This window comes from Quadrisphaera sp. GCM10027208, assembly GCF_042658805.1.
Classification (GTDB): domain Bacteria; phylum Actinomycetota; class Actinomycetes; order Actinomycetales; family SCSIO-59966; genus SCSIO-59966.
In genome coordinates this window covers 391041-412389 of the sequence record NZ_JBHSRC010000003.1, presented here as the reverse complement: position 1 = coordinate 412389, position 21349 = coordinate 391041, and the positions used below count along the sequence as shown (strand labels likewise).

14 protein-coding genes are annotated in these 21349 nt (G+C 74.4%); 10 read left to right on the top strand and 4 right to left on the bottom strand.

Going from position 1 to position 21349, the window contains the following annotated elements:
* Nucleotides 1–45: 45 nt before the first annotated feature.
* The 3 genes from ACFP6A_RS07345 to ACFP6A_RS07335 are packed head-to-tail and all read right to left on the bottom strand — an operon-like array spanning nt 46 to nt 5197.
* Entirely contained in the window at nt 46–1437 is a 1392-nt protein-coding gene (locus tag ACFP6A_RS07345) for an aminoglycoside phosphotransferase (RefSeq protein WP_379602755.1), read from the bottom strand.
* Nucleotides 1434–3128 carry a maltose alpha-D-glucosyltransferase gene (treS, locus tag ACFP6A_RS07340; RefSeq protein WP_379602753.1) on the bottom strand — a complete coding sequence of 565 codons (1695 nt, stop codon included), beginning with the start codon at nt 3126–3128 and terminating at the stop codon, nt 1434–1436. Before treS ends, ACFP6A_RS07345 begins: the two co-directional genes overlap by 4 nt.
* Before the next feature lie 2 nt (nt 3129–3130).
* The gene (locus ACFP6A_RS07335) at nt 3131–5197 is read right to left on the bottom strand and encodes an alpha-1,4-glucan--maltose-1-phosphate maltosyltransferase (RefSeq protein WP_379602751.1); all 2067 of its coding nucleotides are present in this window, start codon (nt 5195–5197) and stop codon (nt 3131–3133) included.
* Nucleotides 5198–5365: 168 nt separating this feature from the next.
* Here ACFP6A_RS07335 and glgP point away from each other — a divergent pair, with 168 nt between their 5' ends.
* Nucleotides 5366–7924, top strand: coding sequence for an alpha-glucan family phosphorylase (gene glgP, locus ACFP6A_RS07330; RefSeq protein ID WP_379602749.1), 2559 nt, complete (start codon nt 5366–5368; stop codon nt 7922–7924).
* Between the two features lie 24 nt (nt 7925–7948).
* Here the strand turns inward: glgP and glgX are convergent, their stop codons facing one another.
* On the bottom strand, nt 7949–10111 hold the full coding sequence (gene glgX / locus ACFP6A_RS07325) for a glycogen debranching protein GlgX (protein ID WP_379602747.1): 2163 nt from the start codon (nt 10109–10111) through the stop codon (nt 7949–7951).
* Between the two features lie 62 nt (nt 10112–10173).
* Here glgX and ACFP6A_RS07320 point away from each other — a divergent pair, with 62 nt between their 5' ends.
* The 9 genes from ACFP6A_RS07320 to ACFP6A_RS07280 all read left to right on the top strand — a co-directional run bounded on the left by ACFP6A_RS07320 (nt 10174) and on the right by ACFP6A_RS07280 (nt 21349).
* Nucleotides 10174–10677, top strand: a complete 504-nt coding sequence (locus tag ACFP6A_RS07320; protein WP_379602745.1) for a hypothetical protein — start codon at nt 10174–10176, stop codon at nt 10675–10677.
* Nucleotides 10678–10769: 92 nt separating this feature from the next.
* Nucleotides 10770–11549, top strand: a complete 780-nt coding sequence (locus tag ACFP6A_RS07315) for an enoyl-CoA hydratase/isomerase family protein (RefSeq protein ID WP_379602743.1) — start codon at nt 10770–10772, stop codon at nt 11547–11549.
* A gap of 235 nt (nt 11550–11784) precedes the next feature.
* Nucleotides 11785–12576 (top strand): electron transfer flavoprotein subunit beta/FixA family protein, encoded by a 792-nt coding sequence (locus ACFP6A_RS07310; RefSeq protein ID WP_379602741.1) that lies wholly within the window; start codon nt 11785–11787, stop codon nt 12574–12576.
* Between the two features lie 37 nt (nt 12577–12613).
* On the top strand, nt 12614–13567 hold the full coding sequence (locus tag ACFP6A_RS07305; protein WP_379602739.1) for an electron transfer flavoprotein subunit alpha/FixB family protein: 954 nt from the start codon (nt 12614–12616) through the stop codon (nt 13565–13567).
* 39 nt (nt 13568–13606) lie between these two features.
* The gene (locus ACFP6A_RS07300; RefSeq protein ID WP_379602737.1) at nt 13607–14803 is read left to right on the top strand and encodes a cysteine desulfurase family protein; all 1197 of its coding nucleotides are present in this window, start codon (nt 13607–13609) and stop codon (nt 14801–14803) included.
* Nucleotides 14800–15888 (top strand): tRNA 2-thiouridine(34) synthase MnmA, encoded by a 1089-nt coding sequence (gene mnmA / locus ACFP6A_RS07295; RefSeq protein ID WP_379602735.1) that lies wholly within the window; start codon nt 14800–14802, stop codon nt 15886–15888. Before ACFP6A_RS07300 ends, mnmA begins: the two co-directional genes overlap by 4 nt.
* Nucleotides 15885–16877: a methionine synthase gene (locus tag ACFP6A_RS07290; protein WP_379602733.1), complete on the top strand. Its 993-nt coding sequence runs from the start codon at nt 15885–15887 to the stop codon at nt 16875–16877. The genes mnmA and ACFP6A_RS07290 overlap by 4 nt, the downstream gene beginning before the upstream one ends.
* Before the next feature lie 114 nt (nt 16878–16991).
* Nucleotides 16992–19112: an NAD-dependent DNA ligase LigA gene (gene ligA / locus ACFP6A_RS07285; RefSeq protein ID WP_379602731.1), complete on the top strand. Its 2121-nt coding sequence runs from the start codon at nt 16992–16994 to the stop codon at nt 19110–19112.
* Between the two features lie 95 nt (nt 19113–19207).
* A complete protein-coding gene (locus tag ACFP6A_RS07280) occupies nt 19208–21349 on the top strand; it encodes a putative bifunctional diguanylate cyclase/phosphodiesterase (RefSeq protein WP_379602729.1) in 2142 nt (713 codons plus the stop codon).

Genomic DNA, 21349 nt, shown 5'->3' with positions numbered 1-21349 from the left:
GCCTGTCAGTCTGTCGGTCCCGGGCACCGGCGGCAAAGGGAGTGCTCAGCCGAGCAGCCGGCGCACCGCGTGCAGGGGGACGTCGACCCACGCCGGCCGGTTGCGGCTCTCGTAGACCACCTCGTACAGGGCCTTGTCCAGCTCGAGCGCCGCGAGCAGGTCCTCGTGCTCCCGCGGGTCACGGCCTGCCCGGGCGGCGTAGCCGTCGCAGAACGCGTCCCGGGCGGCGTCCGCCCACGCGTCGGCGGCCGCCTCGGCCCCCGGGTCGTCCCGCCCGACGGTGACGTGCCGGGCGGCGTAGTCGAAGGACCGCAGCATCCCGGCGACGTCGCGCAGCGCCAGGTCCGGGCGGGTCCGCTCCTCGAGCGGACGCAGCGGCTCCCCCTCGAAGTCCAGCAGCACCCACCCGCGGCCTGGCGCGTGCAGGACCTGGCCGAGGTGGTAGTCGCCGTGGACCCGCTGCAGCGGCGGCAGGTCGGTGAGCAGGTCCAGGCGGTCCCGGTGCGCGCGGAGCTGCTCCGCCCACGCGCCGAGGGCGTCGCTGGAGCGCTGCGCCCAGGCGATCCGGTCGCGCAGCCCGGCGAGGAGCGTGGCGCGGACCTCCTCGTCGGCCTCGGTGGTGCCGAACGCCTCGGCCAGGGCCAGGTGGACCTCGGCCGTGGCCTCGCCCAGGCCGCGCGCCTCGACGGTGAAGTCCCGCCCCTGCTCGACCGCCGCGGTGGCCTCGCGCCAGGCGTCCTGGCTGCCGGGGAGGAACTCGGTGGCCACCGCCAGGTGCCCGGACTGCTCGGTGCCGTCCCCCGCCGTCCACCGGCCCTCCAGCCAGCCGACCAGGCCGGGCACGTGCCGGGTCCCCTGCGCGGCCAGGGCGGCGAGCACCTCGACGTCCGGGTTGGCCCCGGGGTGCAGGGTGCGGAACACCTTGACGATGAGCGGGTCCGCCGGCCGGCCGTCGTCCAGGGGGGTGTCCCCGACGATGATGCTCGTGTTCGACTGCTCCCCGGACAGCACCCGCGAGACCGCGCTGCCCTGCCAGCCGGTACGACCGGGTGCCGGCTCCAGCGCGCCGAGCAGGGCGTCGACGAACGCGGGGTCGTGCGGTCCGTCGTAGACCCAGGCCGGGCCGGTCCCGAGGCGGTCGGTGCGGCCCAGCAGCGCCGGCCCGGCGCCGTCCAGCGGACGGGAACGGAACGTCAGCGGCACCTGGACGACGTCCCGGCGGTCGCCGGAGTCCAGCTCGACGACCACCGTCTCCACGACCGCGTCCGGGTCGGGGGACGGCAGCGCCAGCGTGCCGGCCCGGCGCAGCGCCACGCCGCGTCCCTTGGCCGGGTACCAGCGCTGAGCGGGCATCCACCGGTGCAGCAGCCGGTCCAGGTCCTCGACCGGCGGGTCGGGCACGGCGCCGTCGCCACCAGGGGCGGCGTCGCCGGTCACGTCGTCACCCGCAGCCAGAAGAAGTCCCGGGACCCCAGCGTCATCGGCAGCCTCCCGTCGTCGCCCACCTTGGGGAAGCCGGCCCCGCCGAAGAGGTCCTCGAGCTGGGCGCCGGCGTGGTCGGGCAGCTGCAGGGTCGTCGCCTGCGGTGTGCTCGACAGGTTGTTGACGCACAGCACGGTCTCGGCCTCGCCGTCCTCGCCCTCGGCCGGCCGGTGGACCCGCAGGTAGGCGAGCACGGCCTCGTTGTCCGCCGGGACCGCGGCGAAGTCACCGAGGCCGAACACCGGGTGCCGCCGGCGGACGGCGAGCATGCCGCGGACCCAGTGCAGCAGCGACGACGACGTCGCCAGCTGCGCCTCGACGTTGACGTTGTTGTAGTGGTAGACGAGCGACTGCACGACCGGCAGGTACAGCTTGCCCGGGTCGGCCGTGGAGAATCCCGCGTTGCGGTCCGGGGTCCACTGCATCGGGGTGCGCGAGGCGTCCCGGTCCGGCAGCCAGATGTTGTCCCCCATGCCGATCTCGTCGCCGTAGTAGAGGCACGGGCTGCCGGGCAGGGAGAGCAGCAGCGCGTTGATGAGCTCGATCTCGGCGCGCGAGCCGTCCAGCAGCGGCGCCAGCCGGCGGCGGATGCCGATGTTCGCGCGCATCCGGGGGTCCGGCGCGTACCAGCCGTACATCGCCGCCCGCTCCTCGGTGGTGACCATCTCCAGGGTGAGCTCGTCGTGGTTGCGCAGGAACGTGCCCCACTGGCCGCTGCGAGGGATCCGCGGGGTGTCGGCGAGGATGTCGAGGATCGGCGCGGCCTTCTGGTCGCGCATGGCGTAGAAGATCCGCGGCATCACCGGGAAGTGGAAGCACATGTGGCACTCCGGCTCCTCCTCGGAGCCGAAGTACTCCACGACGTCCCTGGGCCACTGGTTGGCCTCGGCGAGCAGCACCCGCCCGGGGTACTCCCGGTCCACCATCGCCCGCAGGTCCTGCAGCAGCCGGTGGGTGCGGGGCAGGTTCTCGCAGTTCGTGCCCTCCTGCTCGAACAGGTACGGCACGGCGTCCAGCCGGAAGCCGTCGATCCCCAGGTCCAGCCAGAACCGGACGACGTCGAACACCGCCTCCACGACGTCCGGGTTCTCGAAGTTGAGGTCGGGCTGGTGGCTGAAGAACCGGTGCCAGTAGTACTGCCGGCGGACCGGGTCGAACGTCCAGTTCGACGTCTCGGTGTCGACGAAGATGATCCGGGCGTCGGAGTACCGCTGGTCGGTGTCGCTCCACACGTAGAAGTCACCGTACGGCCCGTCCGGGTCGCTGCGGCTGGCCTGGAACCAGGGGTGCTGGTCGGAGGTGTGGTTCATCACCAGGTCGGTGATGACCCGCAGCCCGCGGGCGTGCGCCTGGGAGACGAGCTCGGTGAAGTCGGGCAGGGTGCCGAACTCCGGCAGCACGGCGCAGTAGTCGCTGATGTCGTAGCCGCCGTCCCGCAGCGGGGAGGCGTAGAACGGTGGCAGCCACAAGCAGTCGACGCCGAGCCACTGCAGGTAGTCCAGCTTGCCGATCAGGCCGGTGAAGTCCCCGGAGCCGGACCCGTTGGAGTCGGCGAACCCGCGGACGAGCACCTCGTAGAAGACTGCCTTCTTGTACCAGTGGGGGTCGTGTCGCAGACCGGGCGCGGTGACGTTGAGCCCCTCCACGCTCAGGCCCTCCTGACGTGGACGACGTGCGCAGGGTTCTCCGGGTCGAGGCGGATGAACACGTGCTCGCCCCAGCTCCAGGTGTGCTCGCCCAGCAGGTCGTGGGCGACGAAGGTGTCGTGCCAGTCCAGTCCGAGCGCGGGCATGTCCAGGTGCAGCATCGTCTCCCGGGTGGAGTGCGGGTCGAGCAGGACGACGGTGACGACGACGTCCTCGACGCCGGTGGGGGACTGGTCGGCCGGCACCCGGCGGGAGTAGGCCAGGACGGCGTCGTCGTCGGTGCGGTGCACGACCGCCCCCCGCAGCCGCTGCAGCGCCGGGTGGGCCCGGCGGATGGCGTTGAGCCGGGTGAGCAACGGCTCCAGGCTGCTGCCCCGCTCCAGCGCACCCTGCCAGTCCCGGGGCCGCAGCTCGTACTTCTCGTTGTCAATCTGCTCCTCGGCGCCGGGCCGGGCGACGTTCTCGACCAGCTCGTAGCCGGAGTAGATCCCCCAGGTGGGGACCATGGTCGCGGCGAGCACCGCGCGCAGCCGGAAGGCGCCCGGTCCGCCGTACTGCATGTACGGGGTGAGGATGTCGTGCGTCGTGGGCCAGAAGCTCGGTCGCAGGTAGTCGGCGGTCTCCTCGGACAGCTCGAGGAGGTAGTCGCCGAGCTCCTGCTTGGAGTGCCGCCAGGCGAAGTAGGTGTACGACTGGTGGAAGCCGACCTTGGCCAAGGTGCGCATCATCGCCGGCCGGGTGAACGCCTCGGACAGGAACACGACCTCGGGGTGCCGGGCGGTCACCTCGGCGATGAGCCACTCCCAGAACTCGACCGGTTTGGTGTGCGGGTTGTCGACGCGGAACAGCGTCACCCCGTGGGACACCCACAGCAGGACGACGCGCAGCACCTCCTCGTAGATGCCGCGGGGGTCGTTGTCGAAGTTCAGCGGGTAGATGTCCTGGTACTTCTTCGGCGGGTTCTCGGCGTAGGCGATCGACCCGTCGGCGCGGGTGGTGAACCACTCGGGGTGCTCGCGCACCCAGGGGTGGTCGGGGGAGCACTGCAGGGCGAGGTCGAGGGCCACCTCGAGGCCGAGCTCGCGGGCCCGGGCGACGAAGGCGTCGAAGTCCTCGAACGTGCCGAGGGTCGGCTCGATGGCGTCGTGGCCACCGTCCGGCGAGCCGATCGCGTAGGGGGAGCCGGGGTCGCCCGGCTGCGCGGTCAGCGCGTTGTTGCGGCCCTTGCGGTTCGTGGTCCCGATCGGGTGCACCGGGGTGAGGTAGACGACGTCGAAACCCATCCCGGCGATCCGGGGCAGCGCCTCGGCCGCGGTGCGCAGGGTCCCCGAGTGCCACTCGCCGGTGGTCGGGTCGCGCTGCGCGCCGTGCGAGCGCGGGAAGATCTCGTACCAGGAGCCGACGAGCGCCCGCTCCCGCTGCACCCGCAGGCCGAGCGGCTCGCTCTGGGTGACGTGGTTGCGCACCGGCAGCCGGGTCAGCGCGGCGTGCACCTCGGGGGAGGTGCCGGCGGCGAGCCGGGCCTGGGCCGGCCGGTCGGTGTCCCGCAGGCCCGCCACCGCCGCCCGCAGCACCGCCGCTCCCTCGGCGTCGCGGCCCTCCTGGGTGGCGGCGCGCTCGAGCAGCAGCGCGCCCTCGGTGAGCATGAGTTCGGTGTCGACGTCCGCGGCGACCTTGATCACTGCGTCGTGCTCCCAGGTGCCGTACGGGTCGTCCCAGCCCTCGACCCGGAAGGTCCACTCGCCCTCGGCGTCCGGGACGACCCAGGCCCGCCACCGGTCGGTGCCGGGCTCGGTCGGCTGCATCCGCACCCGGGTGTGCTCCGAGCCGTCGGGCCGCAGCAGCACGGCGGTCGCGGCGACGGCGTCGTGCCCCTCGCGGAAGACCGTCGCGGTCACCGGCACGGCCTCGCCGACGACGCAGCGGGCCGGCCAGCGGCCGCAGTCCACGCTCGGGCCGACGTCCAGGACGGGGATCCGGCCGACGCGGGTGCCGGTCGCCGGGTGAGGGGGTGCGGGAGCGGTGACCTCGCTCCGGTGGGACCGGCGTGGGGTGCGTGTGTCGCTCACCCGCGGAAACCTACCGAGACGGGGCGGGCACCGGCACCCGCACGGCACCGCCGCGCCGGTACGCCGGTGCGCCGGCCGCCACCAGGGGGTGAAAGATTTTGCGGTCGAAGCAAGGAGACGGCACCGGGGTGGTCTGCGAGCGACCGCGGGCGCGTACCCTGACCGCCCGTGAGAGCGATCCGCCGGTTCACCGTCCGCACCGTCCTGCCCCAGCCCGTCGAGGCGCTCGGCGAGCTGGCCCTCAACCTGCGGTGGTCGTGGCACCAGCCGACCCGGGACCTCTTCGCCGCCATCGACCCGGCCCGCTGGGAGGCCGTGCACCGGGACCCGGTGGCCCTTCTCGGTGACCTGCCGCCGGAGCGGCTCGAGGAGCTCGCCGCCGACGACGCGTTCGTCGCCCGCGTCCAGGACGCCGCCGCGGACCTGCACCGGTACCTGACCGAGCCGATGTGGTACCAGGGGCTGGAGGGCTCCCCGCCGGCGGCCATCGCCTACTTCTCCCCGGAGTACGGCATCACCTCCGTCCTGCCGCAGTACTCCGGCGGCCTCGGCATCCTGGCCGGGGACCACCTCAAGAGCGCCTCGGACCTCGGCGTCCCCGTCGTCGGGGTCGGCCTGCTGTACAAGAGCGGCTACTTCAAGCAGGCGCTGACCCGCGACGGGTGGCAGACCGAGACCTACCCGGTCACCGACCCCGACGGGCTCCCGCTGACCCTGCTGCGGGACGCGGACGGCACGCCCGCCTCGGTCACCGTCGAGCTGCCCGGCGGCCGTGAGCTGACCGCGCACGTGTGGAAGGCCGACGTCGGACGGGTCCCGCTGCTGCTGCTCGACTCCGACGTCCCGTCCAACGACGAGGCCGCCCGCACGGTCACCGACCGGCTCTACGGCGGCGGCGGGGAGCACCGGCTTCAGCAGGAGATGCTGCTCGGCATCGGCGGGGTCCGCGCGCTGCGGCTGTGGTCGCGGCTGTCCGGCGCCCCGGCCCCGGAGGTGTACCACACCAACGAGGGCCACGCCGGCTTCCTCGGCCTGGAGCGGATCCGCGAGCTCGTCGCCGCTGGCCTCGAGTTCGACGCGGCGCTCGAGGCGGTCCGGGCCGCCACCGTGTTCACCACCCACACCCCGGTGCCCGCCGGGATCGACCGGTTCGGCCGGGACCAGGTCCAGCTGTACCTCGGCGACTCCGACGTCCTGGCCGGCGTCCCGGTCGAGCGGGTGCTGGCACTCGGCGCGGAGGACTACGCGGGCGGCGACCCGACGGTGTTCAACATGGCGGTGATGGGTCTGCGGCTGGCCCAGCGCGCCAACGGCGTCTCCCAGCTGCACGGCCACGTCAGCCGGGCGATGTTCAACGGTCTGTGGCCGGGGTTCGACCACTCCGAGGTGCCGATCACCGCGATCACCAACGGCGTGCACGCCCCGACCTGGGTGGACCGCCGGGTCTACGAGCTGGCAGCCGAGCACGTCGGTGGCCCGCCCGGGTCGCGCTCGTTCGAGCACGTCGACTCCGTCCCCGCTGCCGCCATCTGGAACGCCCGCCGAGAGATGCGCGAGCAGCTGGTCCGTGACGCCCGCCGGCGGGTGCGGGCCTCCTGGCGGGAGCGCGGGGCCACGGACGCCGAGCTCGGGTGGGTGGACGACGTCCTGGACCCCGACGTGCTGACCATCGGCTTCGCCCGCCGGGTCCCGACCTACAAGCGGCTCACCCTCATGCTGCGCGACCCGCAGCGGCTGCGCTCGCTCCTGCTCGACCCGGAGCGGCCCGTCCAGATCGTCATCGCCGGCAAGTCGCACCCCGCTGACGAGCAGGGCAAGCGGCTCATCCAGCAGATGGTGCGGTTCGCCGACGACCCCGAGGTGCGCCACCGGATCGTGTTCCTGCCGAACTACGACATCGAGATGGCGCAGACCCTCTACCCGGGCTGCGACGTCTGGCTCAACAACCCGCTGCGACCGCTCGAGGCGTGCGGCACCTCGGGGATGAAGGCCGCCCTCAACGGGTGCCTGAACCTGTCCATCCGCGACGGGTGGTGGGACGAGTGGTTCGACGGCGAGAACGGGTGGGCGATCCCGACCGCCGACGGGGTGGAGGACCCGGACCACCGTGACGACCTGGAGTCCGCGGCCCTGTACGAGCTCATCGAGTCCCAGATCGCCCCCCGGTTCTACGACCGGGACGCCGACGGGCTGCCGCGGCGCTGGCTGGAGATGGTCCGGCACACCCTGGCCAGCCTGGGCCCCAAGGTGCTCGCCACGAGGATGGTCTCCGACTACGTCCGGCAGCTCTACCTGCCGGCCGCGCACGCCCAGCGGTCGCTCAACGGCCCGCGGTACGCCGGCGCCGCCGAGCTCGCCGCCTGGAAGCGGCGGCTGCGCGCGGGCTGGCACGGCGTCCGCGTCGACCACGTCGAGTCCTCCGGGCTGGGCGACTCCCCGCAGGTGGGTGAGGTGCTGCACGTCAACGCCTACGTCTCGCTCGGCGACCTCGACCCCCGGGACGTCGCCGTCCAGGTGGTCCACGGCCGGGTCAGCGAGAACGACGAGCTGACGGACGTGCGCACCGAGACGCTCGCGCACGTCGAGGCCTACGAGGCGGGGCGGCACCACTTCGCCGGCGACGTCACCCTGCGCCGGACCGGCCCCTTCGGGTACACCGTGCGGGTCGTGCCCCGGCACGAGCACCTCGCCAGCGTCGCCGAGACCGGTCTGGTCGCGAACGCCTGACCGGGGCGGGGCGCGCTGCCCGGCTCAGCCAGCGGTGCGGTAGAGCCGCATCGACAACGCCGTCACCGGCACCGAGGTCCCGCCGGCCTGCGTCTCGCCGTCCTGCCCGGCGTCCCGGGGGCTGCGCCAGGCGCTGTCCCACAGCAGCTGCCAGGCCCGTGCCCACGGCGGGCCCGGCAGCAGCACCGGCCCGTCGTCCAGGTCCCCGTGCAGGACCAGCAGCAGCGAGGTGCCCGGTCCCTCGCCGTCCAGGTAGGCCTGCAGGGTGCGCAGGCCCGGGTCGTGCCACCGGGCGTGGTCGATCGGGGTCGCGTCCGGCCCGAACCAGGCCAGGTCCCGGGTGCCGTCGGGGTGCACCGGCCGGCCCGCCCAGAAGGTGTCCCGGCGCAGGACGGCGTGCTCGCGGCGCAGCCGCAGCAGCTCGCGGACGGTGGCGAGCAGGTCCTCCCGCCAGCTGCCCGGCACCGCCGCCCAGTCGAGCCACGTCGTCGCGTCGTCCAGGCAGTACGCGTTGTTGTTGCCGAGCTGGGTGCGGCCGATCTCGTCGCCGGCGGTGAGCATCGGCACCCCGGCGGACAGCAGCAGGGTGCCGAGCAGGTTGCGCGCCGAGCGCCGCCGGACGTCCTCGATGACGTCGCCGTCGGGCCCCGGCGGTGCCCAGCCCTCGGTCCCGTGGTTCCAGCTGCGGTTGTCGGGGTGGCCGTCGCGGTTCCCCTCGCCGTTGGCCTCGTTGTGCTTGTGCTCGTAGGCGGTGAGGTCGGCCAGGGTGAAGCCGTCGTGCGCGGTGACGTAGTTCACCGAGGCGTGCGGTCCCCGGTCGCCGGCGGTGAACAGGTCCGCCGAGCCGGCGACCCGGGTGGCGAGCTCGCGGACGCCGTGGCCCGGGCCGTGCCCGCGCTCCAGGCGCGCCGGGTCGGCCAGCCAGAAGGTGCGCACCCCGTCCCGGAACCGGTCGTTCCACTCGGCGAACGGCGGCGGGAACTGCCCGGTCCGCCACCCGTGCGGCCCGACGTCCCACGGCTCGGCGACGAGCTTGACGTCGGCGAGCACCGGGTCGGCGCGGGCCGCGACGAGAAAGGGGTGGTCCGGGTCGAAGCCGTTGCGCCCGCGTGCCAGCGTCGTGGCCAGGTCGAACCGGAACCCGTCCACGCCGAACGCCTGCACCCAGTAGCGCAGCGAGTCCAGGGTCAGCTGGACGACCCGCGCGCTGGTGAAGTCGAGGGTGTTGCCGCAGCCGGTGACGTCGACCGCGCCGCCCGAGCCGTCGAGCAGGTAGTGCGCGGCGTGGTCGACGCCCTTGAGGCTCAGCACCGGGCCGTGCGGACCTCCCTCGGCGGTGTGGTTGTAGACGACGTCGAGCAGCACCTCCAGCCCGGCGGCGTGCAGGGCGCGGACCGCGTCGCGCAGCTCGTCGAGCACCGCCTGCGGGCCCGCCGCCCGCGCCGCCGCGCTGGCGTACCGCGGTTCGGGGGCGAAGAACGCCAGGGTGTTGTACCCCCAGTAGTTGCGCAGCCCCCGCCGGACCAGCGCCGGCTCGTCGGCGATCGCGTGGACCGGCAGCAGCTCGAGCGTGGTGACACCCAGGTCGAGGAGGTGGCCCACCACCGCCGGGTGCGCTAGCGCCGCGTAGCTGCCGCGCAGCTCCTCCGGGACGTCCGGGTGTCGCATGGTCAGGCCGCGCACGTGCGCCTCGTAGACGACCGTGTCGGCCCACGGCACGCGCGGCCGCTCGGCCGGGTCCGCCACCGGCGCCCGGACGACGACCCCGTGCGGCACGTGCCCGGCGGAGTCCCGCTCGTCCCGCACGTCGCCCGGCCGCGGCGCCCAGGTGACCGGGTCGACCTGCTGGCCGAACACCTCCGGCCCCCAGCGCACCTGACCGGTCACCGCCCGGGTGTACGGGTCCAGGACGAGCTTGGCGGGGTTGAACCGGTGCCCCGCGCCCGGGTCCCACGGGCCGTGCACCCGCAGGCCGTACCGCTGGCCCTCGGCGACGCCCGGGAGCACGTCGTGCCACACGCCGTGAGTGCGCCGCCGCAGCGGCAGCCGGCGCTCGGTGAGACCGCCTCCGGGACTGTCGTCGAGCAGGGCCACCTCGACGGCGTCGGCGTGCGGGGCGTGGACGGCGACGTGCGCGCCACCGTCCCGCAGGTGCAGGCCGAGCGGCCAGGGACCGGAGCGTTCCACGGCGCGCAAGTCTGCCCCAGGGCCGGTCCCGGGCCGTGCCCGGCCGCGGCTACGGTGGACCGGTGAGCGATCCCACCGCGCTGCCGAACTTTCCCCCGCCGGAGAGCGAGCACCCGCTGCGAGGCCGGGTGCTCGACGCGCTCATCGACCTCGGCCAGCAGCCGAACGTGGACGCCCAGGGCGACGTGTCGGTCACCGTCCAGCAGCAGAAGCTGTTCGTCCGCTGCGCCGACAAACCGCTCCCGCTCATGCGGGTGTTCGGGCAGTGGCGGATCGGGGAGTCGGTACCGGCAGACCCGCTGACCCGGCTGCGCGCCGCGAACGACCTCACCGCGCGGAGCAACCTCGTCAAGGCGACCGTCCACGACGACGTCCTGCTCGTCGCCGTCGACCTCGTCGTCCCGCAGCCGGCGCCGCTGCGCCAGCTGCTCCAGGGAGCGTTCGCCGGGATCTTCCAGGCGGTCAAGACCTGGCACGTCGCCGCCGGCGGCACCGCCCCCGGTGACACCGGCTCCGGTCCCCAGGACCCCGGCGGGTCGCCCGGGGGCGACGACCCCCGGGCCTGAGGCCCGGCCACCATCCCTGCTCCGACCACCATCCCTGCTCCGACCACCATCCCTGCTCCGACCAGCACCCCTGCGACGAACTGGAGGCACCGTTGGGCGAGTACGTCAGGCTCGAGGTCGACGGCGGTATCGGCACCATCCGGCTGGACCGACCGCCGATGAACGCGCTGAACTCTCAGGTCCAGGAGGAGCTGCGGGCCGCCGCGACGGAGGCCGCCGAGCGGCGCGACGTCGCCGCCGTCGTCGTCTACGGGGGCGAGAAGGTGTTCGCCGCCGGAGCGGACATCAAGGAGATGCAGGCGATGTCGTACACCGACATGGTCGAGCGCTCCACGGCGCTGCAGTCCGCGTTCACCGCCGTCGCGCGGATCCCGAAGCCCACCGTGGCGGCGGTGACCGGCTACGCCCTCGGCGGCGGCTGCGAGCTGGCGCTGTGCTGCGACATGCGGGTGGCCGGCGAGTCCGCCCGCCTCGGCCAGCCGGAGATCCTGCTCGGCATCATCCCCGGCGCCGGCGGCACCCAGCGCCTGCCGCGGCTCGTCGGCCCCTCGCGGGCCAAGGACCTGATCTTCTCCGGCCGGCACGTGACGGCCGACGAGGCGCTGCGGATCGGTCTGGTCGACCGCGTCGTCCCGGACGACGAGGTCTACACCGCCGCCCGGCAGGGCGTCGAGAGGTACGTCGGGGCCGCCTCGTTCGCCCTGCGAGCAGCCAAGGAGGCCGTCGACCGGGGACTCGAGGTCGACCTGGACACCGGGCTGGCGATCGAGCGGATGCAGTTCACCGGCCTGTTCGCCACTGCCGACAAGGACACCGGCATGAGGTCGTTCGTCGAGGAGGGGCCCGGCAAGGCCCGCTTCGAGGGGCGGTGACCTCCGGCGGCGAGCACTCCGCTGCGGCCCGGGCGGAGTGGGAAGGGTCACGCCGGCACCGGTTGAGCCGGAGGCTACTCGTAAGTAACGATGGGTCGGAAAGGACGGGTCTCGAGAGCACCGTCACATTCCCGGGACGGTTCCGATCTGGCACCCTGACCCGGGTCCACGGGACCGCCCGGTCCCGCGTCGGCGCACCGCCGACGACGCGAGCACAGGAGGTCGGCCCACGGCCATGAAGATCGTCGTCTTGGTCAAGCACGTCCCTGACGCCCAGGGCGAGCGCACGTTCAACGCCAGCGACAACACCACCGACCGCACTGCGGTCGACGGACTGCTGTCCGAGCTCGACGAGTACGCCGTCGAGGAGGCGCTCAAGCTCAAGGAGTCCGCAGAGGCCGAGGTCGTGGTCCTGACCATGGGCCCGGCGGACGCCGCCGACGCCGTCCGCAAGTCCCTGCAGATGGGCGCCGACTCCGGCGTCCACGTCCTCGACGACGCCCTGCACGGCTCGGACGCCCCGGCGACCTCCCTCGTCCTCGCCCAGGCCGTCCGCAAGATCGGCGAGAGCGGCCCGGTCGACCTCGTCCTCACCGGCATGGCGTCCACCGACGGCACGATGGGCGTCGTGCCCGCGATGCTCGCCGAGCGGCTCGGTCTGCCGCAGGTCACCTACGCCTCGGAGCTGACCGTCGGCGACGGCACCGTGACCATCCGGCGGGACGGGGACGCCTCGACGCAGGTCGTCGAGGCGAGCCTGCCTGCGGTGGTCAGCGTCACCGACCAGATCAACGAGCCCCGATACCCCTCGTTCAAGGGGATCATGGCGGCGAAGAAGAAGCCGGTCGAGACCTGGTCGCTCGCCGACCTCGGCCTCGACCCCTCCCAGGTCGGGCTGGCCGCCGCCTGGACGAAGGTCGAGTCCTTCACCGCTCGTCCCCCGAGGACCCAGGGCGAGGTCGTCACCGACGAGGGCGACGGCGGCGTGAAGCTCGCCGAGTTCCTCGTCTCCCGCAAGTTCGTCTGACCGGCGTCGTCCACGCCACGAAGGAGGAGAACCTCAGATGACCGAGGTCCTCGTGCTCGTCGACCACGTCGACGGCGCCGTCCGCAAGACCACTCACGAGCTGCTCACCATCGCCCGCCGGATCGGCGAGCCCGCTGCCGTGCTCATCGGTGACGGCTTCGACGCCGCCCAGCCCTCGCTCGCCGAGTACGGCGCCGCGAAGGTGTACGTCGTGCCCTCCGGCGACGTCACCGACTACCTCGTCGCGCCCACGGCGGAGGTGCTCGCCCAGCTCGTCGAGCAGACCTCCCCGGCTGCGGTGCTGCTGCCCTCCAACGCCGAGGCCAAGGAGGTCGCGGCCCGGCTGTCCATCAAGACCGGCAGCGGCCTGATCACCGACGCGGTCGACGTCCAGGCGGACGGCGGGCTGCGCACCACCCAGTCGGTGTTCGCCGGCTCCTACACGGTGGAGGCCACCGTCACCACCGGCACCCCGATCATCACCGTCAAGCCGAACTCGACGACCCCCGAGCCGGCCCCGGCTGCCGCCGAGCGGGTCGACGTCACGCCGACCGTGTCCGAGGCGGCCAGGACCGCCCGGGTGACCGAGCGCAGGCCGCGGGAGAAGAGCGGCCGCCCCGAGCTCACCGAGGCGGCCATCGTCGTCTCCGGCGGGCGGGGCACGAACGGCGACTTCGGCCCCGTGGAGGCCTTCGCCGACGCGCTCGGGGCGGCGGTCGGTGCCTCCCGCGCCGCTGTGGACGCCGGCTGGTACCCGCACGCGAACCAGGTCGGGCAGACCGGCAAGACCGTGTCGCCGCAGCTGTACGTCGCCGCGGGCATCTCCGGGGCGATCCAGCACCGGGCCGGGATGCAGACCTCGAAGACCATCGTCGCGGTCAACAAGGACGAGGAGGCGCCGATCTTCGAGCTCGTCGACTTCGGCGTCGTCGGTGACCTGTTCACCGTGCTGCCACAGGCCACCGAGGAGATCCTCCGCCGCAAGGGCTGAGACCCGGCGCGTCGCCGAGCCGACCTAGACTCCTCGGTCGTGACGGCCTACCTCGACCACGCGGCGACCACGCCGATGCTGCCGGAGGCGGTGGCAGCGATGACGGCCGAGCTCACCGCTGTGGGCAACGCCTCGTCGCTGCACACCTCCGGCCGGCGTGCCCGCCGGGTGGTCGAGGAGTCCCGGGAGCTGCTCGCGGCCGCGCTCGGTGCCCGCCCGGGCGAGGTCGTCCTGACCGCCAGTGGCACCGAGGCCGACAACCTCGCGGTCAAGGGGCTGTTCTGGGCCCGCCGGGACGCCGACCCGCGCCGGCGCCGCGTGCTCGCCTCGGCGGTGGAGCACCACGCCGTCCTCGACGCGCTGGAGTGGCTCGCCGTCCACGAGGACGCCGACGTCGTCCTGCTGCCCGTCGACACGGTCGGCCGGGTGGACGTCGACGCCCTGCGCGCCGAGCTGGCTGCCGACCCCGGGTCCGTCGCCCTGGTGACGGTGATGTGGGCGAACAACGAGGTCGGCACGGTCCAGCCGGTCGCCGACGTCGTCGCCGCCGCGGCCGAGTACGGCGTCCCGGTGCACTCCGACGCCGTCCAGGCGGTCGGGGCGCTGCCGGTCGACTTCACCGCCAGCGGGCTGGACGCGCTCACCGTCTCGGCGCACAAGCTCGGTGGTCCGGTCGGAGCCGGGGCCCTGCTGCTGCGCCGCGGCGTCGGGGTGGTCCCGCTGCTGCACGGCGGTGGCCAGGAGCGCGGGGTGCGCTCGGGCACGCTGGCCGCCGCCTCCTTCCGGGGCTTCGCGGTGGCCGCGGACACCGCGGTGCGCCGCCGCCCGCAGACCGCCGCACGGGTGGCCGCTCTGCGCGACCGTCTCGTCGCCGGGTTGCTCGAGGCGGTGCCGGACGTCGTCCTGCGCGGCGACCCGGACCCGGCCGGACGGCTTCCTGGCAACGTGCACATCACCGTGCCCGGCTGCGAGGGGGACTCGCTGCTCTACCTGCTCGACGCCCGTGGCGTGGAGTGCTCGACCGGGTCCGCCTGCCAGGCCGGGGTCGCCCGGCCGAGCCACGTGCTGCTCGCCATGGGCCTGGACGAGCAGACCGCCTCGGGCGCGCTGCGGCTGACCCTCGGCGCGGCCTCGACCGAGCAGGACGTCGACGCGGTGCTCGAGGCCATCGGGCCGGTGGTGCAGCGGGCCCGTTCAGCCGGGCTGGCCGCGGCCGCGCCCCGGGTGGCGTCGTGAGGGTCCTTGCCGCGATGAGCGGCGGGGTCGACTCGGCCGTCGCCGCGGCCCGCGCGGTCGACGCCGGCCACGACGTCGTCGGCGTCCACCTGGCCCTGTCCCGGGAGCCGGCGGGGGAGCGGACCGGCGCTCGCGGCTGCTGCACGGTCGAGGACGCCCACGACGCCCGGCGCGCCGCCGACGTCCTCGGCGTCCCGTTCTACGTCTGGGACCTGTCCGCGCGGTTCGCGACCGACGTCGTCGACGTCTTCACCGCCGAGTACGCGGCCGGTCGCACACCCAACCCGTGCCTGCTGTGCAACCAGCGGATCAAGTTCTCCGCGCTGCTCGACCGCGCCCTGGCGCTCGGCTTCGACGCCGTCGCCACCGGGCACTACGCCCGGATCGCGCCGGGCCCGGACGGCCGGCCCGCCCTGCACCGGGCGGCCGACCGCGTCAAGGACCAGTCGTACGTGCTGTCAGTGGTGCCCGCCGCCCGGCTGGCCCACGCGCTGTTCCCGCTCGGGGACGCGGTGGACAAGGCCGCCGTCCGCGCCGAGGCGGCTGAGCGCGGGCTCGCCGTGGCCGGGAAGCCGGACAGCCACGACATCTGCTTCGTCCCGGACGGCGACACCCGCGGCTGGCTGGCTCGCCGGCTGCCGCCGCAACGTCCCGGCCCCGTCGTGGACACCGCCGGGCAGGTCGTCGGCAGCCACGACGGCGCCGCCGGGCACACCGTCGGCCAGCGGCGCGGACTCCGGCTCGGCACGCCCGCGCCGGACGGCCGGCCCCGCTACGTGCTCGACGTCTCGGTGGCCACGAACACCATCACGGTCGGCTCGGCCGAGGACCTCGGCGTCGACCGGGTCACCGGCACCGGGCCGGTCTGGTGCGGCCCACCGGCCGAGCCCGGTGCCGTCGTCGGCGTGCAGGTCCGCGCGCACGGGGAGGAGGTGCCGGGCACCGTCACCGAGGCCGGCGAGCGGCTCGTGGTCGCCCTGCACCGGCCGGTGCGCGGGGTCGCCCCCGGGCAGACGGCCGCCCTGTACGACGGCGACCGCGTCGTCGGCAGCGCCACCGTCGAGGCGGCGGGGCGCGACCGGTGACCCGCGCCACCGGCATCGGCTCCTGGCCCGGGGCCGACCCGCTGGAGGCCGCTCGCACGGTGCTCGGTGAGCTCGGCGCCGGCCACCTGCCGCACCTCGTCGAGCTGCCCGCACGCGGTCCCGGCGCCGACATGACCGGGCGCGCTGCCGCCCTCCTCGTCGAGCTGCCGGTGGACCTGCAGCCGACCGGGTGGCGGCTGGTCGACCGGCCGGGGCGTGACCTCGAACGGGCCCGGGCCCTGCTGCGCGCCGACCTCGACGCGCTGGCCGAGGCCGCCGACGGGTGGACCGGGGAGCTCAAGGTGCAGGTGTGCGGGCCGTGGACGCTGGCCTCCACGGTGCGGCTCGCCCGCGGGGAGCGCGTCCTGGGCGACACCGGGGCCCGCCGCGACCTGGCCGTGTCGCTGGCCGAGGGCGTCGCGCAGCACGTACGGGAGGTGCAGCGGCTCGTCCCGGGTGCCCGGGTCGTCGTCCAGGTCGACGAGCCGGGGCTACCGGCCGTGCTCGCCGGCCACCTGGCGACGTCCAGCGGGTGGGGGCGGCTGCCCGCCGTCGACCGCCCCGAGGCCACCGAGGCCCTGCGCTCGGTGCTGTCCGCGGCGACCGGCGCCGGCGCCGCCGGCACGGCGGTGCACTGCTGTGCGGCCGAGCCGCCGGTGGCCCTGCTCCGCGACGCCGGCGCCGGCGCGCTGTCGGTGGACGTCTCGCTCCTGGGTGACGGCGCCTGGGAGTCGGTGGCCGTGGCGGTCGAGTCCGGTGTGGCGCTGTGGGCGGGGGCGGTGCCGACACCGGGCCCGCTGCCGTCGGTGACCGCGGTGGTGGACGCCGTTCGCCGCCCGTGGGCGCGGGTGGGGCTGCCGGACAGCGCCCTGGCGGACGTCGTCCTGTCGCCGGCCTGCGGGCTGGCGGGGTCCTCACCGGCGCACGCACGCGCCGTCCTGGCGAGGGTGGTGGAGGCGGCCGGTGCGCTGACCGAGGCCGCCGCCTGACCCCCGGCCGGAGGTTCGCGCACCCAGTGGCGGTGGTGTGGCCCCTGACGGCCCGGTTTGACGACCACTGTGTGTGCGAACCCCGGCGGAGGTGGGCTCGGGCAGGATGGGCGCGTGAGCGAGAGCAGCCCCGCCGATCTCCCGGACGACGTCCCGCCGGCGACCGAGCAGGAGGCGCCGCCACCGGAGGCCCAGCACGAGTGGACCGAGCTGGCCGAGGAGATCCGCTCCCACCAGTTCGCGTACTACGTCCGGGACGCACCGGTCATCAGCGACGGGGAGTACGACGCGCTCGTCCGCCGGCTGGCGGAGCTCGAGGAGCGGTACCCGGGTCTGCGCCGGCCCGACTCGCCCACGCAGGTGGTCGGCGGGACGTTCTCCACCGACTTCGCCCCCGTCGACCACCTCGAGCCGATGCTCAGCCTCGACAACGCCTTCTCCACCGAGGAGCTGCTCGCCTGGGCGGCCCGCGTCGAGCGGGAGGTCGGGGGCGCCGACGTCCACTACCTGTGCGAGCTGAAGATCGACGGGCTGGCGGTCAACCTGCTGTACGAGGAGGGCCGGCTCACCCGGGCCGCCACCCGCGGGGACGGCCGCACCGGCGAGGACGTCACGAACAACGTGCGCACCATCAGCGGTGTCCCGCACGTGCTGGCCGGCGCCGGGCACCCCCCGCAGGTGGAGGTCCGCGGCGAGGTGTTCTTCCCGGTCGAGGCGTTCACCGACCTCAACGCAGCGCTCGTCGAGGCGGGCAAGCCACCGTTCGCCAACCCCCGCAACGCCGCCGCCGGCTCCTTGCGGCAGAAGGACCCGCGGGTCACCGCATCCCGGCCGCTGCGGATGCTCGTCCACGGCCTCGGGCTGCACGACGGTCTGCACGTCGAGCGCCAGTCACAGGCCTACGAGGTGCTCGCCTCGTGGGGGCTGCCGACCTCGCCGCACACCCGTGTCGTCGACACCATCGAGGAGGTCCAGGCGATCGTCGCCGCCTACGGCGAGGACCGGCACGCGGTCGAGCACGAGATCGACGGCGTCGTGGTCAAGGTCGACGAGGTGGCCCTGCAGCGGCGCCTCGGGTCGACCAGCCGGGCACCTCGGTGGGCGATCGCGTACAAGTACCCCCCCGAGGAGGTGACCACCGAGCTGCTCGACATCCGGGTCAACGTGGGGCGTACCGGGCGGGTCACCCCGTACGCCGTGATGCGACCGGTCCGGGTCTCCGGCTCGACCGTCGAGATGGCCACCCTGCACAACGCCGACGAGGTCCGGCGCAAGGGCCTGCTCATCGGGGACACCGTGGTGGTCCGTAAGGCCGGCGACGTCATCCCCGAGATCGTCGGCCCGGTCGTCGACCTGCGCGACGGCGACGAGCGTGAGTTCGTCATGCCCACCCACTGCCCCTCGTGCGGCACCGAGCTGCGCCCCGAGCGCGAGGGCGACAAGGACATCCGCTGCCCCAACACCCGGTCCTGCCCGGCCCAGCTGCGCGAACGGCTCTTCCACGTCGCCAGCCGCGGGGCGTTCGACATCGAGGCGCTCGGGTGGGAGGCGGCCGGCGCCCTGCTCGAGGCCGGCGTCCTGGACGACGAGGGCGGGCTGTTCGACCTGACCGAGGACGACCTGCGCCGCGTCCCGCTGTTCACCCGCAAGGACGGGCAGCTGTCCGCGAACGGGCGGCGGCTGCTGGACAACCTCCAGCGAGCCCGGTCCCAGCCCCTGTGGCGGGTGCTCGTGGCGCTGTCGATCCGGCACGTCGGTCCGACCGCGGCCCGGGCGCTGGCCCAGCACTTCGGGTCGCTGGAACGGATCTTCGCCGCGGACGTCGAGGAGCTGGCGGCCGTGGACGGCGTGGGACCCGTCATCGCCGAGGCCGTCCGCGCCTGGTGGCAGGTCGACTGGCACCGCGAGGTCGTCGAGCGCTGGGCGGCTGCCGGGGTGCGCACCGCCGACGAGCGGGACGAGTCGGTACCCCGCACCCTCGAGGGCCTCACCGTCGTCGTCACCGGCAGCCTGGCCGGGTTCACCCGCGAGGAGGCCAAGGAGGCGATCCTGGCCCGCGGGGGCCGCGCCGCGTCCAGCGTGTCGAGGCGGACGTCGTTCGTCGTCGTCGGGGACTCCCCGGGCAGCAAGGCGGACAAGGCAGCCGAGCTCGGCGTGCCCGTCCTCGACGAGGAGGGGTTCCGCGTTCTGCTCGAGGGCGGTCCTGAGGCCGTGGCGGGCCGGTCCGAGGGCTGAGGGGGCACCCGACCGGCTCAAGAACCGCCCGCCGGTGCCGATGGTGGACCAGGGCATCGGCGCGGGAAGTGAGACGTGGAGCGGATGACGGCACGATGACGAGCGCGACGGACGTCGAGCGCGAGCGTCCGGCGCCGGCCCGGCCCGCGGTGTTCTGGGTGCACGTCGTCACCGTGCCCGTCCTGGCCGTCCTGCTCGTCGCGTGGCAGGCGGTGACTGCCGGGCCGTGGTGGCTCGCCGACGGCCAGGCGTTCCCCACCGGTGCGGCCGTCGCGCTGGCGGTCGGGGTCGTGCTCGTCGTCGGGGGCGAGCTGTGGCCCGTCCTCGGCAGCCGGACCGTCGACCCCAGCGGAGTGGCCTGGTCGACCACGTTCGCGTTCGCCGTCCTGCTGTTCGCCGGGCTGCTGCCGGCGGTCGCCCTGCTCGCGGGCGCCTCGGTGCTCTCCGGCGTGCTCGCCCGCAAGGCCGCCTACCGCTGGGTCTTCAACGCCGGCCAGTACAGCCTCAGCCTGCTCGCCGCCTGGGGCGTGCTGGTGGCGTTCGACCGCGACGCCCGCCCCACGGAGCTGTGGTCCCCGGCGGACCTGTCCGACCTCGGTGTGGTCGCGCTCGCCGCCGCCGCGTACTTCGTCGTCAACGAGCTGCTCGTCACCTTCGCGGTCAGCGCGCTGAGCGGCACCAGCCTGCTCGACGACCTGCGGTCGATCCTCTACTTCGAGCTCGTCGCCAACGGTGCGCAGCTCGGGCTGGCGCCGCTCGTCGCCGTCGTGATGGAGCACGCACCGGCGCTGACCGCACTCGGCGTGCTGCCCGTGCTGGCCATCCACCGGCAGGCGGTCGCCGAGCGGGAGAGCCGGCACGCCGCCACCCACGACGACCTCACCCAGCTCGCCAACCGCAAGCACTTCGTCACCCTGGCCGAGAGCGCCATGGACCTGGCAGCCCGCAGCGACCAGTCGCTCGCCCTGCTCGTCGTCGACCTCGACCGGTTCAAGGAGGTCAACGACGTCCTCGGCCACCAGGCCGGTGACCGGACGATCGTCGAGGTCGGCCGGCGGCTGCGGCACGCCGTCCGGGACGGGGACGTCGTCGCGCGGCTGGGCGGCGACGAGTTCGCCGTCCTGGTCCCGGCGATCACCTCCGTCGACGACGCTCTCGGCGTGGCCGAGCGGGTGGTCGCCGAGCTCGAGCGGCCGTTCGAGGTGGAGGGCCGGCTCGTCGACCTCGGCGGCAGCGTCGGGGTGGCGCTGCTGCCGCAGCACGCCGGGGACTTCGAGGCCCTGTTCTCCCGGGCGGACGCCGCCATGTTCGCCGCCAAGCGCGACGGCGGCGGCATCCGGGTCTACGGCCCGGAGCTGGACTCCGGTGCCACCGGGCGGGTCGGTCTGCTCGGGTCGCTGCGCCGCGCGATCGAGGCCGGCGACCTCGTCGTGGAGTACCAGCCCAAGATCGACATGCGCACCGGTGCGACGGACGGCGTCGAGGCACTGGTCCGCTGGCGCACCACCGGCGGCGTGCTCGTGCTGCCGGACGACTTCGTCCCGCTGGCGGAGCAGTCCGGGCTCATGCCGCGGCTCACCGCGTCGGTGCTCGAGCAGGCGCTCGCCCAGTGCGCGGCGTGGCAGCAGGCGGGGCTGCGCGTCCCGGTCGCGGTCAACGTGTCGCTGCGCGACGTGCTGGACGCCCGGTTCGCCGTCGGGGTGGCCGAACGGCTGGTCCGCTACGGCGTGCTCGGGCCGATGCTCACGCTGGAGATCACCGAGCGGGTCCTCGCCGAGGACATGCTGCGCGTCCAGGCCACTCTCGAGGAGCTCAGCGGGCTCGGCGTGCGGGTCTCGCTGGACGACTTCGGCACCGGCTGGTCCTCCCTCGTGCTGCTGCGCCGGCTGCCGGTCGCCGAGGTCAAGCTGGACCGGTCCTTCGTCGCCCAGGTCGCCCGGTCCCGCAGCGACGCCGCCATCGTGCGCGCCGTCATCGACCTCGCCCACGAGCTCGATCTCGTCGTCGTCGCCGAGGGGGTCGAGGACGCCGCCACCTGGTCGGCGCTGGCGGCGATGGGCTGCGACACCGCTCAGGGGTGGCACATCGCCCGGTCGCTGCCCGCGCCGGCAGCGACCGCGTGGGTGCGTGAACGAGCCGGGGACCGCCACGGTGCCCGCCAGGTCGGCGACCCCAGGGATCGCCCGCAGCCCGTGCCGGGCCAGACGGGGGACGGGGCCGGCCTGGCCGGTCGGTAG